14 protein-coding genes are annotated in these 14,547 nt (G+C 67.7%); 7 read left to right on the top strand and 7 right to left on the bottom strand.

Going from position 1 to position 14,547, the window contains the following annotated elements:
* Positions 1-20: 20 nt before the first annotated feature.
* From HNR28_RS16410 to HNR28_RS16380, 7 genes are all read right to left on the bottom strand, one after another.
* Complete coding sequence (locus HNR28_RS16410) at positions 21-1,718, bottom strand: phytoene desaturase family protein (RefSeq protein ID WP_043683945.1); 1,698 nt, start codon at positions 1,716-1,718, stop codon at positions 21-23.
* A 313-nt stretch (positions 1,719-2,031) separates the two neighbouring features.
* Positions 2,032-3,216, bottom strand: a complete 1,185-nt coding sequence (locus tag HNR28_RS16405) for an acetyl-CoA C-acyltransferase family protein (RefSeq protein WP_043683947.1) — start codon at positions 3,214-3,216, stop codon at positions 2,032-2,034.
* Between the two features lie 136 nt (positions 3,217-3,352).
* On the bottom strand, positions 3,353-3,919 hold the full coding sequence (locus tag HNR28_RS16400; RefSeq protein ID WP_052355878.1) for a MarR family winged helix-turn-helix transcriptional regulator: 567 nt from the start codon (positions 3,917-3,919) through the stop codon (positions 3,353-3,355).
* A 351-nt stretch (positions 3,920-4,270) separates the two neighbouring features.
* Positions 4,271-4,552 (bottom strand): cytochrome C oxidase subunit IV family protein, encoded by a 282-nt coding sequence (locus tag HNR28_RS16395; protein WP_151023922.1) that lies wholly within the window; start codon positions 4,550-4,552, stop codon positions 4,271-4,273.
* Entirely contained in the window at positions 4,549-5,199 is a 651-nt protein-coding gene (locus tag HNR28_RS16390) for a cytochrome c oxidase subunit 3 (RefSeq protein WP_151023923.1), read from the bottom strand. The genes HNR28_RS16395 and HNR28_RS16390 overlap by 4 nt, the downstream gene beginning before the upstream one ends.
* A gap of 31 nt (positions 5,200-5,230) precedes the next feature.
* The gene (locus HNR28_RS16385; RefSeq protein WP_151023924.1) at positions 5,231-6,043 is read right to left on the bottom strand and encodes a hypothetical protein; all 813 of its coding nucleotides are present in this window, start codon (positions 6,041-6,043) and stop codon (positions 5,231-5,233) included.
* Positions 6,044-6,275: 232 nt separating this feature from the next.
* The gene (locus tag HNR28_RS16380) at positions 6,276-6,779 is read right to left on the bottom strand and encodes a MarR family winged helix-turn-helix transcriptional regulator (RefSeq protein WP_043683956.1); all 504 of its coding nucleotides are present in this window, start codon (positions 6,777-6,779) and stop codon (positions 6,276-6,278) included.
* 224 nt (positions 6,780-7,003) lie between these two features.
* On the opposite strand from HNR28_RS16380, the gene HNR28_RS16375 reads away from it, so the two are divergent.
* The 7 genes from HNR28_RS16375 to HNR28_RS16345 all read left to right on the top strand — a co-directional run.
* Complete coding sequence (locus HNR28_RS16375; protein ID WP_043683959.1) at positions 7,004-8,026, top strand: DUF7064 domain-containing protein; 1,023 nt, start codon at positions 7,004-7,006, stop codon at positions 8,024-8,026.
* On the top strand, positions 8,007-9,482 hold the full coding sequence (locus HNR28_RS16370; RefSeq protein WP_052355880.1) for a 3-oxoacyl-[acyl-carrier-protein] synthase III C-terminal domain-containing protein: 1,476 nt from the start codon (positions 8,007-8,009) through the stop codon (positions 9,480-9,482). Before HNR28_RS16375 ends, HNR28_RS16370 begins: the two co-directional genes overlap by 20 nt.
* Before the next feature lie 2 nt (positions 9,483-9,484).
* Positions 9,485-10,687 carry an acetyl-CoA acetyltransferase gene (locus HNR28_RS16365; protein WP_043683962.1) on the top strand — a complete coding sequence of 401 codons (1,203 nt, stop codon included), beginning with the start codon at positions 9,485-9,487 and terminating at the stop codon, positions 10,685-10,687.
* A gap of 10 nt (positions 10,688-10,697) precedes the next feature.
* Complete coding sequence (locus HNR28_RS16360) at positions 10,698-11,960, top strand: acetyl-CoA hydrolase/transferase family protein (RefSeq protein WP_043683964.1); 1,263 nt, start codon at positions 10,698-10,700, stop codon at positions 11,958-11,960.
* Between the two features lie 74 nt (positions 11,961-12,034).
* On the top strand, positions 12,035-12,784 hold the full coding sequence (locus HNR28_RS16355) for an electron transfer flavoprotein subunit beta/FixA family protein (protein WP_043683966.1): 750 nt from the start codon (positions 12,035-12,037) through the stop codon (positions 12,782-12,784).
* Positions 12,785-12,786: 2 nt separating this feature from the next.
* Entirely contained in the window at positions 12,787-13,719 is a 933-nt protein-coding gene (locus HNR28_RS16350; protein WP_043683968.1) for an electron transfer flavoprotein subunit alpha/FixB family protein, read from the top strand.
* A gap of 43 nt (positions 13,720-13,762) precedes the next feature.
* On the top strand, positions 13,763-14,547 hold a 785-nt coding region (locus HNR28_RS16345; RefSeq protein ID WP_184143057.1), incomplete at its 3' end, for an acyl-CoA dehydrogenase family protein.

The raw sequence follows: 14,547 nt of genomic DNA, 5'->3' as shown, positions 1-14,547 counted from the left end.
CTGTCAGGTTTCGTTTGCGTTCAATCGACACTGGTCCGTCGTTCGACGCCCTCGCGCCGCCAGAGCTCCTTGGCGCCATCCATCGCCTTGGCCCGCCACCAGTCGGGCCGCTCGATCCCCAGGTCGCCCATGAGTTCGCTGGCGGCGACGTAGGCCGCGCCCAGGTGGGTGAAATTGGACATGCCCATCGACTGGCAGATGTACAGGCTGTCGATCGGCGTTCTCGGCGCATCGCAGCCGGCGAACGGCTTCCAGCTCCACATCTGCGCCTCGGTGGTGGCGCCGCTCGGGTGCATGTTGCCGAACGAGTGGGCATTGCGGCGCACATAATCGTGCGGCGTGTTCACGTAGCGCGCGACCTTGGCGGTCTTCAGGTTGGGCAGATACTGGACCAGGACTTCCTCGGCCTTGTCCGCATAGGATTCCCGGATGTCGTCCCATGCCCCCGGTCCGCCCAGGGAATTGAGCTTGTACGGCACGAAGCACCAGGACATGACCGTATACATTCCCGGGGGCGCCTGGGTGGGGTCGGCGATGCAGTAATTGGCGCAACCGCCCCAGGCCACCGGAGGATCCGGCAGCACGCCCCGCACGTCGCAGCGGTCGAACAGATCGGCGGCCTGGTCCACGGTTTCGGCGCCGAAATTGAAGGAATAGGTATTGTTGGCTTCCGGGAATTTCTGCGCGCAGGCGAAATCGGGACGCTCGTTCATCACGTAGTAATTGGTGAACAGGGTGCCGCCGCGATAATCGTAGCGCTTCAGGGATGCGCGCGCGGAGACCGAAAGATGCTCTTCGCCGACCAGGCCGAGGAAGGTGGTCTGCGCGCTCAGGTCGCTGATCACGGCCTTGCCGGCCTTGAATTCGGCATCGGGGTAGCAGGAAATACTGGACAGCACGATGCCTTTCGCTTTCTTGTCCTCGATGATGATTTTCTCGACCGGGCAGTTGTAGAAAATCTTGCCGCCGTGCAGGACGAAGCACCGGACCAGCGCATGGACCACGTCGTGGCTGCCGCCGCGCGCCGTATAGAAATTCGAGGTGAAGCCGCACAGCGCCGCCAGGATCGACAGCGGGCCGGCCAGGCGGCTCTTGAGATCGTCCGCCGCCATCGCGGCGGAGCTGAGCAGGCCCACGCGGATCTGCTCGTGCTCGAACAGGTTTTCGACGAATTCAAATCCGCTCATGAAGAGCCAGTCTTTCGGGAAGACCGGGACGTCGCTGAATTCATCCAGAAACTGCAGGAAACTTTCGTCGGTATGCTTGGAACAGAGCGCCTGCTGCAGGATCACGTCCTGGCGCGGCCCCAGGAAATTCGCCACTTTGCGGTAGGTTTCGGCGTCCTTGGGGGAAATCCGCTGCCACATTTCATAGGTCTTGCGCGCATCGTAATGGGCGAACATCGCCGCATTGCCGTCCAGGAACGGATAAAAATAGCCATATTCGGCCCCGGCCGGCTTGCACAGTTCGAGGCCGAATTTTTCCAGTTCCAGGTCCACCATGGCGGGGCCAAAGTGGGTCACCAGCAGGGAGGCGTGAAGATTCAGCTTGACCCCGGGAAACAGGACCTCCTCGGTGGCGCAAAACGTGCCGGATTCATCCCTGCGCTCGAAAATGCCTACGCTGAGCCCCGCCTTCTGCAGATATGCCCCGGTGGCGAGGCCATTCAGGCCGCCGCCCACGATGATCACGTCATATTCGCTTTTCGGATTTGCCATTTCTGTTTATGTCCCTTAAATATCCACCCGGACACGATGGATAAACCGAACGGGTGTTTCCGTTTATCCACGTGCTTGGATCCATCAAATGGATTCATTAAAATTCGCAGATTTTTTCCTTGAATTCCACGGCCTCTATATGACCATGGATGCGGCTTCATTGCGATATTCAGGATGCCAACATTAGTTATATATTCTGCCAAGGCCGGAATACGGAACCACGCCGGGCATCCAGCCGCATGTTCGTCCTCCTTCGCGCCCGGCGGGCCGCCTTGCCGCGATCGCCGGGAGCATCAATCCGCCCGGAGGCGGTTCATACCCTTTCAAATATCGCCGCGATGCCCTGGCCGCCGCCGATGCACATCGTGACCAGGGCATAGCGCCCCTGGATCCGGTGCAATTCGTGGATCGCCTTGATCGTGATCATCGCGCCCGTCGCTCCCACGGGATGGCCGAGGGAAATGCCCGAACCGTTCGGATTGACGCGCAGGGGATCGAGATCCAGTTCGCGGGAAACGGCGCAGGCCTGCGCGGCGAAGGCCTCGTTCGATTCGACGACGTCCATGTCCTGCGCGGAAAGCCCCGCCCGTGCCAGCACCGCGCGCGATGCGGGCACGGGGCCGATGCCCATGTACCTGCGGTCCACCCCGGCATGCGCATACCCGACCAGCCGCGCCAGAGGCGCGAGCCCCAGCCTGGCCACGGCCGGCGTGCCGGCCAGGATCACGGCGGCGGCGCCGTCGTTGATCCCCGACGAGTTGCCCGCGGTCACGGTGCCGTCCTTCTGGAACACGGGCTTCATCGCCGCGAGCTGTTCGAGCGTCAGCCCCGACCGGACGTGCTCGTCGCGGTCGAAGACCACCGGCCCTTTCCGGGTCGGGACCGTGACCGGCACGATCTGGCCCTGGAAGCGGCCTTCCTCGATCGCGCGCTGCGCGCGGTGCTGGCTTTCGAGCGCCAGTTCGTCCTGCATCCGGCGCGTGATGCCATGGCGGCGCGCGACGTTTTCCGCCGTGATCCCCATATGGACGCCGTCCCAGGGATCGTGCAGGATGCCGTTCATGTAATCGACGACCGCCGAATCCCCCATGCGCGCGCCCCAGCGCTGGGCCGGCAGCAGGTAGGGGCCCCGGCTCATGGATTCGGCGCCGCCGCCCGCGGCGACGTCGGCGTCGCCGGCATGGATCACCTGGGCCGCGGAGATGATGGCCTGCAGGCCGGAGCCGCACAGCCGGTTGACGTTGAAGGCCGGGGTCGTGTCGGGCAGGCCCGCCTCGAGCGCGGCGAACCGGCTCAGGTACGCATCCGCCGGCTCGGTGGGAATCACGTTGCCGAAGACGACGTGCCCGACCTCGCCGGCGGGCACCCCGCTGCGATCCAGCGATTCCTTCAGGACGCGCGCGGCCAGATCGCGCAGCGGCACGTCCTTCAGCGCCCCGCCGAAACTGCCGATGGCGGTACGCGCCGCACCGACTACGAAGACATCACATGACGGCATGCGGACCCCCGATCCAAATTTATTAAACTAACCATAAAGTATCGTATCATACAATATGATTGTGTTCAATCGAATCGCGGCGCGGGGGTCGCGCCATCCGCGCAGGCGGGGAAAGGCGGGGGAAAAGCGGAGAGCGCTACTCGACGGCGCTGGTTTCCTGGGCCATCGTCTCGGAGAGCTCGTCGAGCGGCAGGTCGGACAAGGCGTTCTTGATCAGGGTGAGCATGCGGATCAGGGACTTGCGGTCCTCGGCGCTCAGGCCGGACAGGATCTGTTCGTTGAAGCGGGCTTCGACCTCGGACAGTTCTTCCAGCAGCTGCCTGGAGCTGCGCGACAGGAATACGCGCTTCACCCGGCGATCCACGGCATCGGGACGCCTTTCGATGAAACCCGTGGCTTCGAGGCGGTCCAGCAGCGAGCCCAGGCTCGCCTTGCCCACGTCCAGGATGGCGGCCAGCTGGGTCTGCGCCATGCCGTCCTGGCGCGAGAGGTGCGCCAGGACCCACCACTGCGCCCGGGTGACCCCCAGCGGCTTCATCAGATGATCGAAAGCGGTCCGCCGCATGCGCGAGACGTCGTGGATCAGATAGCCGAGGCGGATCCCGGTGCGCAAGGCATCCTGGTCGGCCTGGGCGCCGCGCGGGGCGGCCGGCGCCCTGGACGTGCTTTCCTTGGTCTTCCGACCGTTCGGCGTGTTGGACATTCCTTTCCTTTCCTGGTTGCTCATGGCGTGCGATCCCCTCTTTCCTGAGCCGGGGGGCCTGGAGGTTGCAAATGGAAATCGCCGGCGTCATTCCGGTCAACGATCAAACGAAAATTGTACGCTTAAATACCGTACCCTACGAGATTCTCGCCCTGAAAAGGAAGGCGGCACTGCGAAGGCGGCGGCGAGACAGGCGCGCGCATCCGGACGGCGCCCTGGGATCATGAAAAAAAGGCGCCCATCGTGCGATCGCGCGATGGGCGCCATAAGCCGCATCGAGGCCGGCTGCGCAAGCCGGATCACCCCCCTCCCCGAGGCGGCGCAGGAGAAAAGTGCGGGCCGGAACCGGATTCAGCCTCCGGTGGCGGTCATGATCCAGAGGCCGGCGATGACCGCCGTGGTGGCGATCCCCCAGATCTCGAAGGTGGCGCTCCAGGCCAGGGGCGCCCGGGCCAGCTCCATGAAGTGCCGCATGATCATGCGGCCCTTGACGAACGCCACCAGCATGACGAACACGGGGGTCCATGGGCCGCCGAAAGCCTGGTGGCCGGCAAGCCAGACGCTGCCCAGCGTGGCGCCCACGAGGAACAGGAACACCAGCACGGCCGGACGAAGGGAAGAATGGGTATTCATTGCGACGCCCCCAGGAGATAGAGCATGGGAAAGATGAAGATCCAGAGCAGATCGACCATGTGCCAGTAGAGCGCGCCTGCTTCGACCGTCTTGTACAGCCGGGCGTCGGCCGGGTCGCGCCCCGCCTTGAACCACAGGGCCGCCAGGATGATCATGCCCGCGACGAAGTGAAAGAAGTGCGCGCCGGTCAGCGTGAAATAGAACATGTAGAAGTCATTGGTATGCATGGTGATGCCATGCCCGAAGATCTTCTCGTTGTATTCGGTCATCTTGGTGATGCCGAAGCCGGCGCCGACGACGAACGACAGCAGCAGCCAGCGCCGGGTCGCGGCCCGGCGGCCCGCATGCGCGGCATGCACCGCGAGGACCACCAGGAATCCGCTGGCGATGAGGATCAGGGTGTTGAGCACGCCGAGGCGCACGTCGAGCGTTGCCGCGGACCGATTGAACAGTTCGAGCTGGCCCATTCGCTCGATCATGAAGCCGGCGAATATCATGGTGAAGACGATCATGTCCGCGAGCATGAAGACGAGGACGCCGGACACCCGATGATCCCGGGGCGAGGCGGCCGGCCCCGGTGTCCGCCGGCTCATGGCGTCCCTGATGGACGAGACGGACGAGACGGACGAAAGCGTGGTTTCGGTCATGAGGATGATCTCCGATCGATGAGATGGGCGCTCAGGCGCCGGCGAGGAGGGCCGTGCGCTCTTCTTCCAGGCGCGGAATGGCCCTGAGCACGTAGTAGGTGACCAGGACGATGTAGGCGAACCACACCACGAACTCGACCCAGAAGTTCAGCCAGCCCTGGCGTGCGAACAGGCCGGACTTGAAGAAGGGCATGAGCAGCTCGAACAGGAAACTGATCCCCGCCCAGATGGAATACCAGCACACCCAACGGGGAAACAGCGGCCGGTCGCGCTGGTCGGTCAAGCCGGCCACGCCGATGGCGACCATGGGGATCGTGGTGATGGCGTAGAACATGTCGATCAGCAGCCACCCCTGGTCGTAGAGCATCTGCAGAGTGACCGCGTCGAGTACGTCGGGCCGGTAGGCGCCCGTCATCCAGAAGACCGACGAAGTCACCAGGGGAACCACGGTCAGGCCGCCGCCCCACATCTGCAAGGTGGTCATGATGTTGTTTTCATGCGGATTGATCCATGCCATCACCCGGGAAATGGACAGGGTCCACGGCAGGTAGAGCACGCCGAACAGCATCGCGCCGGCCATGCCCGCGCGCACCTCGTTGTAGTGGCTGCGGAAGAATTCCGCCATCTGGTCGGCCGTGCGATCGGCCGGAATGGGGGGAATGTTGTGTCCCAGCGCCCCCCAGAAGATCAGGAAGGCCGCCAGGAAGACCGGCCCCATGGCGGCGCACAGCCGCCAATAGCGGAAATAGGCCTCGTTGCCGAGCACGGGGGGACGAGGGGCGAGAGGAACGGCGGCATCGTCCGGCAGATGGCTGCCGAGCGCCGGGCTGGATGGAGTATTCATGGCATGTCTCCTGATCGTGCCTTGTCGGTCTGTTGGAAAACGGATGAGGCAATTTATGTATGCCTGCTGATTATTAAATTTTTGAACAATCTTGTCAAGAGTGTCCGGGTGGGGAATCCCGCGGCACGGCGTCTCCTGCAAGAAGGCCTCCTGCAAGGAATCCTGGCGGAGGGCATCCTGGGGAGGCAGGGGTTCCCGCTCCCTCGCAAGAGGTCCGCCCTCCCCTTCCTCCCTAGCGATCCGGGAGCGTCGGCGGACCGAAGGCGCGGCCCAGGAAGCGGACGCCGTCGCGCAGTTCCCGGTCGGACAGATGCGGCAGCAGTTCCCTGAAGAAATCGATCGCGGCGCCGACCATGGTCTCGAAGTAGCTGCGGCCGGCATCGGTCAGTGCCACCAGCTTTTCCCGCCCCGAATCCGGATTGGTCTTCTGCACGACCAGCGCCAGAGGCGGCCGGGACAGGTCGTGCAGCAGCTGGGTGACGTGCGAGTTGCGCGACTCGAACCAGTCGCCCAGCGCCTGCTCGATGTGCTTGCGCCGTACCCAGCCGTACGGGCCGGCCTCGGATTCGATCAGCCAGATGATCGCGACCTGCTGGCGCGACAGCCTGCCCTGCGTCATGCAGCGTTCGAGCGCCATGCCGATCCGGTAGTGGATCGGATAGAAGAAGCCGAGCAGTTCGAGGAAGCTCGCATCGGTCGGCGCGCGGCGGGGGGGATCGGTCTTCGGGGACGGCATCGGTCCGGAACGGGCAAGGACGTGGGACAGGGTCAGGGCGCCATCAGGGCGGAACGTGCAGCCATCATGGCGGAAAGCATAATTATGCACCGGAGCATGCCCGAAACAAGTATTGACGCATACTATATTATAGGTGACAATATCGGCGTAACCCACCCAGACGCCGATCGCCGCGGCATGCCGCCCAGCCGCATGCCGCGGCACCCTCCGGAGAAGGAAGCGCAATGAACGACCGCACCCCGCCGGGCCAGACCTGGCCTCCCGTCGATCCGTCGCACGATCGGCGCCATCTGCTGCCCGCCGAGCCCCTGGCGCGCGAATCCCTGGTGTTCATGCTCCAGCTGCCCGAGCACGACGTCGCCTGCTTCGTCTACACCTGGGTCAGCGGACTGGGCAAGGCGGGCTCCGCCTTCGTCGTCTACGGCCCGGCCATCGGCGCGCCGCTGGTGGAAATCCACGACGGCATCGACGTCCCGGCGTCCGCCGGATTCGACGACTGGCGCGTCGGCGAAGTCCACGTGCGCCACGGCCGTCCCTTTGAAACGGCCGAGGTGCGGGCGGCCGCGGCGGGCCGCGCGGCGCTCGACTACCGCTTCGAGGCCGTGCATCCGGCCTACGCCTACGGCAGCCACCCGGACGGCTGCCCGGGATGGGTCGCCGACAACCGCATCGAACAGAGCGGCAAGGTCAGCGGCACGCTGACGCTCGACGGCAAATCGATCCCCTTCGAGACCATGGGCCATCGGGACCACTCCTGGGGCACGCGCAACTGGCTGTTCTCGCAGCACTGGAAATGGCTGGAAGCGCAGGCGGGGCCGGACCGCGCCGTCCACTTCTGGCAACTGCACGCCCTGGGCCGCACCATGCTGCGCGGCTACGTCCTGCGCGACGGCGAGACCTGCGAGGTCGATGCGGTGGACTTCCGCTTCGAGCACGACGCGCAACTGGTGCCCACCCGCATCCACGTCGTCGTACAGGACAAGCTCGGGCGCGAGACCGTGGTGACCGGAGACACCTTCGCCACCTACCCCTTCGCGGTCAGCCCGGGCGTCATGATGCACGAGAACTCCATGCGCATCGCCATCGACGGCGTGCCGGGCGTGGGCCACGTCGAGACGTTCTGGCCCGCCGCCTACCTGGACCACGTCACGCAATCCGACCTGTCGGCCGGCTCGCCCATCACGCGCGGCCTGCCCGATGCCGAGGGACTTCACGAACGGACGCACGATGAGCGAACGCAGCCATAAGGCCCCCCAGGAAACCAGGCGCGGGATCCTGTCGATCGGCGCCTACGTCCCGCGCCTGCGGCTCGACCGCCGGGCCGTGGCCGATGCGCACCGCTGGATGGCGCCGGGGCTCAAGGCGCTGGCGCAGGGCGCGCGCGCCATCGCCCACTGGGACGAGGACGCCGTCACGATGGCCGTCGAGGCGGGCCGCGCCGCGCTGGGCAAAGACCGGCCGGCGAAAGTCGATACGCTGGTCCTCGCCTCGACCAGCCTGCCCTTCGCCGATCGGCTCAACGCCGCCATCGTCGGCGCGGCGCTGGGCCTCGATGCCGCCGTGGGCGCGCACGACACCGGCGGCAGCCTGCGCGCGGGCAGCACGGCGCTCATGGCCGCCCTGCAGGCCGGCGCCGGCAACGCGCTGATCGTCGCATCTGACCGCCGCATTCCGCCCCCGGCCAGCACCGCCGAACTCCGCTTCGGCGACGGCGCCGCCGCCCTGCTGGTCGGCGAAGGCCGGCCGATCGCCGTGCTGCTGGGCGCGGCCAGCACGACCGCCGACTTCGTCGACCATTTCCGCGAAAGCGACCGCCACGGCGACTACCGCTGGGAGGAACGCTGGATCCGCGACGAGGGCCTGTCCAAGCTCGTGCCTCCCGTGGTCAGGCGGGCGCTCGGCACGGCAGGCATCGAAGCCGGGGAAATCGATCATTTCGTCATGCCCGACACGCTGCCGCGCAGCGCCGCCCTGCTGGCGAAGAAACTGGGCATCCGTCCCGAAGCCGTCCACGGCGCCCTGCACGAGGAATGCGGCGACACGGGAACCGCCCACCCGCTGCTGATGCTGGCGCGCGTGCTGGCCCAGGCCGGCCCCGGCGAGCGGATCGTGGTGGCGCAGTTCAGCAGCGGCTGCGACGTGCTGGTGCTGGAGACCCGCCCCGAGATCGCGTCCCGCCCGCCCGAGCCGGACTGGCTCGGGGGCGGACGCGCCGAAAGCCAGTACCTCAAATACCTCTCCTTCACCGGCCAGCTCCAGCCGGATTGGGGGATGCGCGCCGAAATGGACAACAAGACCGCCCTGTCGGCCGCCTGGCGCGCCGCGGCGATGACGAACCGGTTCGAGGGGGGGCGCTGCGGACAGTGCGGCACCACCCAGTTCCCCGCCGGACGGATCTGCGTCAATCCGGCCTGCGGCGCGACCGACACGCAGACCCCGCACCGCTTCGCGGACGAGCCGGTGCGGATCCGCAGCTATACCTGCGACTGGCTGTCCTACCGCCCCTGCCCGCCCTTCATGTTCGGCCACGTCGAATTCGAGAGCCGGGCCCGGGTGCTCATGGAATTCGTCGATTGCGACCCCGGCGAGCTCGCCGTCGGCCTGCCGCTGGAGACGGTATTCCGCATCAAGGACTTCGACGCCGCGCGCGGCTACAGGCGCTATTTCTGGAAAGTGCGCCCCCAACACAAGGCTGGAGAATGAGCATGGCCACTGGAATCCGCGACCGCGTCGCCATTCTCGGCATGGGGTGCTCGCGCTTCGGCGAGCGCTGGTCGGACAACGCCGAAGACCTGATGCTCGAAGCCTATTCCGAGGCCCTGGCGGACGCCCGCATCGAGAAGAACCAGATCGAGGCGGCCTGGCTGGGCGTGTGCCTGGAGGAAAACAACGTCGGCAAGACCGCCGGCCCCCTGGCCCAGGGCCTGCGCCTGCCCTTCATCGCCGCGACCCGCGTGGAGAACGCCTGCGCGACGGGCACCGAGGCGCTGCGCGGCGCGGTCTACGCCGTCGCCTCGGGCGCGTACGACGTCGCCCTCGCGCTCGGGGTCGAGAAGCTCAAGGACACCGGATACGGCGGCCTGCCGGTGCGCACGCGCGGCATCGTGCCCGACCTCTGGCAGCCGAACGCCTCGGCGCCGGGCGCCTTCGCCCAACTCGCCACCGCGTACCAGGCCCGCTACGGCATCTCGCTCGAAGACCTGAAGCGCGCGATGGCGCACGTGTCCGTCAAGAGCCACGACAACGCGGCGCTCAACCCCAAGGCCCACCTGCGCAACCGCATCACCATCGAGGACGTGCTGAAGGCGCCCACGGTGGCCGCCCCGCTGGGGCTCTACGACTGCTGCGGGGTGAGCGACGGCGCGGCCTGCGCCATCGTCACCACGGTGGAAACCGCGAAAAGGCTCGGCCGGCGCGACATGGTCACCGTCAAGGCGCTGCAGGTGGCGGTCTCCAACGGAGAAGAGGCCCAGTTCAACACCTGGGACGGCGCCTCGATCCGCACGGCCGAAGTCGCCGCGGCGCGCGCCTACCGCGAGGCGGGCATCGACGATCCGCGCGCCGCGCTCGACCTGATCGAGGTGCACGACTGCTTCTCGATCACCGAGCTGGTGCTGATGGAAAGCCTCGGCCTGAGCGACCCGGGCCGCGCGCCCTACGACATCCTGGACGGCCGCTACGATCGCGGCGGCGCGATCCCCTGCCAGGTGGACGGCGGCCTGAAGTGCTTCGGCCACCCCATCGGCGCCTCGGGGCTGCGCATGGTCTATGAACTCTACCAGCAGATCCTGGGCCGCGCGGGCGAACGCCAGCTGCCCAAGGCGGACCTCGGGCTGACGCAGAACCTGGGCGGACATCCGCACCAGAACGTCTGCGCCATCTCCATCATCGGCCGCCTCGGCGCCTGAAGGACCGGCCATGATCGGCTCGCCGCCCCGACGCTCGGCCGAGGCCATCGTCGATACGCTCGAACCCGGCATGACCGTGTTCCTCGCCGGCATGACCGGCGAATCGCTGGTCCTCCGCGACGCCCTGCGCGCCCGTCCGGAAAAGGCCGCCGACGTGCGCTTCGTCGGCGTGTTCTTTCCCGGCATCAACGACGGCGCCTATGTCGGCCTGCATCCGCGGGCCCGCCAGCGGGCCTATTTCATGTCGCCCGCCTTCCGGCCCGGCTTCCAGGACGAGCGCGTCGAGCTCCTGCCCACGGACTATCTGGGCGCATGGCGGGACCTGAGCTCGCTGGAGATCGACCTGGCCGTCGTGCAGGCCAGCGAACCGGACCCGGCCGGCCGGTCGAGCCTGGGCATATGCCACGATTTCGCGCCGGCGGCCTGGTCCAGGGCGAAGCGCAGGGTCGCGCACATCAACCCGGCCATGCCCCGCACGCACGGAGCCGCCCACGTCCGGCTGGACGAATGCGACGCCGTGATCGAGGCCCCGGCCGACCTGCTCACCTACCCCGCCGAACCGGCATCCGCGTCCTATGCGTCCCTGGCCGGGCACATCGCCGGCCTGGTGCGCGACGGGGACACGATCCAGCTCGGCATCGGCAGGATGGTCACCGGGGTGCTCGATGCGCTGCGCGGGCACCGCGGGCTCAGGCTGCACGCCGGCATGGCCACGCAGGCCGTGGTGCCGCTCATCGACGGGCGCGTGATCGAGGGACGGGCCGCCGTGACGCTGGGCGTGGCGCTGGGCGACCGCGACTACTACCGGCGCGCCGCCCTGGACGACACCTTCCTGTTCGCCCCGGTCGACGAAACCCACGACCCCCGCAGGATCGCGGCGATCGACAACTTCGTCGCCATCAACGCGGCCCTGGAGGTCGATCTGTTCGGGCAGGTCAATTGCGACACGCTGGGCCGGCAGTTGGTGGCCGGCGTGGGCGGAATGCCGGCGTTCGCGGCCGGCGCCCGGCTCTCGCGGGGCGGCCGCGCGGTCTTCGCGCTGCTGTCCACGGCGGCCGCGGGCGCGCGATCCCGCATCGTGTCCAGGCTCTCCGGCGGCGCGCTCGTCGGCGCGCCGCGGCACGTCGCGGACCTCATCGTCACGGAGCACGGCGTGGCCGACCTGCGGGGGGCATCCATTCCGCAGCGCGCGCAGCGGCTCATGGCGATCGCCGCGCCGCAACACCGCGCCCTGCTGGAAGCCCAATGGAAAACGCTATGCGCATCGCTCTGATGCCGCGCCACGGCCGGCCCGCGGCCGCCTGAAACCACCGCCGAATTCCACATCCATGCAAAGAAGGGAGCAACATGAAGATTCTGGTGCCCGTCAAGCGCGTGCTTGACTACAACGTGAAGGTCCGCGTCCGCAAGGACGAAACGGACGTGGATCTGGACAACGCCAAGATGTCCATGAACCCGTTCGACGAAATCGCCGTCGAGGAGGCGGTCAGGCTGAAGGAGGCCGGAATCGCCAGCGAGGTCGTGGCGGTGAGCTGCGGCGCGGCCGCCTGCCAGGAAACCCTGCGCACCGCCCTGGCCATCGGCGCGGACCGCGGCATCCTGGTCCAGACCGAGGCCCGCCTGGAGCCCCTGGCCGTGGCCAAGCTGCTCGCGGCGGTCTGCGCGCGAGAAACGCCGCGGCTGGTGATCTGCGGCAAGCAGGCGATCGACGACGATGCGAACCAGACGGGGCAGATGCTGGCCGCCCTCATGGGATGGCCGCAGGCGACCTTCGCCTCCAAGGTGGAGGTCTCGCAGGACCGCATCGCCGTGACCCGCGAGATCGACGGCGGCCTGGAAACCCTGGAGGCGCGGCTGCCCGCGATCGTCACCACGGACCTGCGCCTGAACGAGCCGCGCTACGCCACCCTGCCCAACATCATGAAGGCCAAGAAAAAGCCGCTGGATGTCCTCCCGGCCGACGGGCTGGGCGTGGACACGAGGCCCCGGCTGGAAATCGTCAAGACCCGGGAACCCGTGCGGCGCGCCGCCGGGGCGCGCGTCGCCGACGTGGCCGAACTCATGGACAAACTCAAGAACGAAGCGAAGGTGATCTGAAAATGACGATCCTGATCATTGCCGAACACGACAACCGATCGATCCACGGCATGACGCGCAGCGCCGTGACCGCCGCCGTGCGGATGGGCGGCGACGTCCACGTGCTGCTGGCCGGCGCGGACTGCGCCGCCGCCGCGGCCCAGGCGGCCGGGATTGCCGGCGTCTCGAAGGTGCGAGTGGCCGACGCCGCGCATTACGGGACGCAGACCGCCGAGAACATCGCCGCCCTCGTCGTCCAGCACGCGGCGCAGTACAGCCACATCGTCGCGCCGGGCTCCAGCCACGGCAAGAACCTGATGCCGCGGATCGCGGCGCTGCTCGACGTGGCGCAGATCTCGGACATCGTCGCCGTCGAATCCGCCGACACCTTCGTGCGTCCGGTCTACGCCGGCAACGCGCTGCTCACGGTCCGCAGCGGCGATCCGGTCAAGGCGATCACCGTGCGGTGCGCGGCCTTCGAGCCGGCGGGACCGGGCGGCGCCGCCGCCATCGAGGCGCTCGCCGCCGGGCCGGACCTGGGCCTGGCCACCGTCACGCGCCGCGAACTGACGCGCAGCGCCCGCCCCGAGCTGGTGTCCGCCGACATCATCGTGTCCGGCGGACGGGGCCTGGGCAGCGGGGAAAAGTACCGCGAGGTGCTCGAACCGCTCGCCGACGCGCTGGGCGCCGCCCTGGGCGCTTCGCGCGCGGCGGTGGACGCGGGATTCGCCCCCAACGACTGCCAGATCGGGCAGACCGGCAAGATCGTCGCGCCGCAGCTCTACATCGCCATCGGGATCTCGGGCGCCATCCAGCACCTGGCGGGCATGAAGGACTCGAAGGTGATCGTCGCGATCAACAAGGACGAGGAGGCCCCGATCTTCCAGGTCGCCGACTACGGCCTGGCGGCGGACCTGTTCGCCGCCGTCCCGGAATTGACCGCGGCGCTGGCCTGAGCCATCCCCCCGGATCGGCACGGCCGCGGCAAGGAGACGCACCATGGATTTTCGCCTCACCGAGGAGCAACAGGCCTTCGCCCAGGCCGCCCGCGAGTTCGCCCAGGGGGAACTGGCCCCCTACGCGGCGCAGTGGGACGAGGAACACATCTTCCCCCGCGAGGCCTTCGCCAAGGCCGGCGCGCTCGGGTTCTGCGCCATGTACGCGCCCGAATCCATCGGCGGGCTGGGCCTGCCGCGGCTGGACGCCACGCTGGTGTTCGAGGAGATGGCCGCCGTCGATCCCTCCACCACCGCCTTCATCACCATCCACAACATGGCCACCTGGATGATCGGCTCCTGGGCCCAGCCCGGCGTGCGCGAGCACTGGGGGCCGCTGCTGGCCAGTGGCGAAAAGCTCGCCTCCTACTGCCTGACCGAACCCGGCGCGGGCTCGGACGCCGCCTCGCTCACCACCAGCGCGCGCCGCGAGGGCGAGCACTACGTCCTGAACGGCGCCAAGGCCTTCATCTCGGGCGCGGGCGACACCGACGTGCTGGTGGTCATGGCGCGCACGGGCGGCGAGGGCGCGCGCGGCATCTCCGCCCTGGTGGTGCCCGCCGACAGCGCCGGCATCGCCTACGGCCGCAAGGAAAACAAGATGGGCTGGAACAGCCAGTCCACGCGCCCGATCACCTTCGAGAACGTGCGGGTGCCGGTGGCAAACCGCCTGGGCGAGGAAGGCGAGGGCTTTCGCTTCGCCATGAAGGGCCTGGACGGCGGGCGCATCAACATCGCCACCTGCTCGGTGGGCGCGGCCCAGGGCGCCTACGAGGCCGCGCGCCGCTA

It is taken from the genome of Castellaniella defragrans (assembly GCF_014203015.1).
GTDB classification, from domain to species: Bacteria; Pseudomonadota; Gammaproteobacteria; order Burkholderiales; family Burkholderiaceae_B; genus Castellaniella; species Castellaniella defragrans.
The sequence above is the reverse complement of the archived record's forward strand: the minus strand, read 5'-3'. Positions and strand labels throughout refer to the sequence as shown.

Bases quoted from the DNA above. Each gene is read 5' to 3' on its own strand.
- HNR28_RS16410 (WP_043683945.1), bottom strand. From the start codon at position 1,718: ATGGCAAATCCGAAAAGCGAATATGACGTGATCATCGTGGGCGGCGGC.
- HNR28_RS16405 (WP_043683947.1), bottom strand. From the start codon at position 3,216: ATGCCGTCATGTGATGTCTTCGTAGTCGGTGCGGCGCGTACCGCCATC.
- HNR28_RS16400 (WP_052355878.1), bottom strand. From the start codon at position 3,919: ATGTCCAACACGCCGAACGGTCGGAAGACCAAGGAAAGCACGTCCAGG.
- HNR28_RS16395 (WP_151023922.1), bottom strand. From the start codon at position 4,552: ATGAATACCCATTCTTCCCTTCGTCCGGCCGTGCTGGTGTTCCTGTTC.
- HNR28_RS16390 (WP_151023923.1), bottom strand. From the start codon at position 5,199: ATGACCGAAACCACGCTTTCGTCCGTCTCGTCCGTCTCGTCCATCAGG.
- HNR28_RS16385 (WP_151023924.1), bottom strand. From the start codon at position 6,043: ATGAATACTCCATCCAGCCCGGCGCTCGGCAGCCATCTGCCGGACGAT.
- HNR28_RS16380 (WP_043683956.1), bottom strand. From the start codon at position 6,779: ATGCCGTCCCCGAAGACCGATCCCCCCCGCCGCGCGCCGACCGATGCG.
- HNR28_RS16375 (WP_043683959.1), top strand. From the start codon at position 7,004: ATGAACGACCGCACCCCGCCGGGCCAGACCTGGCCTCCCGTCGATCCG.
- HNR28_RS16370 (WP_052355880.1), top strand. From the start codon at position 8,007: ATGAGCGAACGCAGCCATAAGGCCCCCCAGGAAACCAGGCGCGGGATC.
- HNR28_RS16365 (WP_043683962.1), top strand. From the start codon at position 9,485: ATGGCCACTGGAATCCGCGACCGCGTCGCCATTCTCGGCATGGGGTGC.
- HNR28_RS16360 (WP_043683964.1), top strand. From the start codon at position 10,698: ATGATCGGCTCGCCGCCCCGACGCTCGGCCGAGGCCATCGTCGATACG.
- HNR28_RS16355 (WP_043683966.1), top strand. From the start codon at position 12,035: ATGAAGATTCTGGTGCCCGTCAAGCGCGTGCTTGACTACAACGTGAAG.
- HNR28_RS16350 (WP_043683968.1), top strand. From the start codon at position 12,787: ATGACGATCCTGATCATTGCCGAACACGACAACCGATCGATCCACGGC.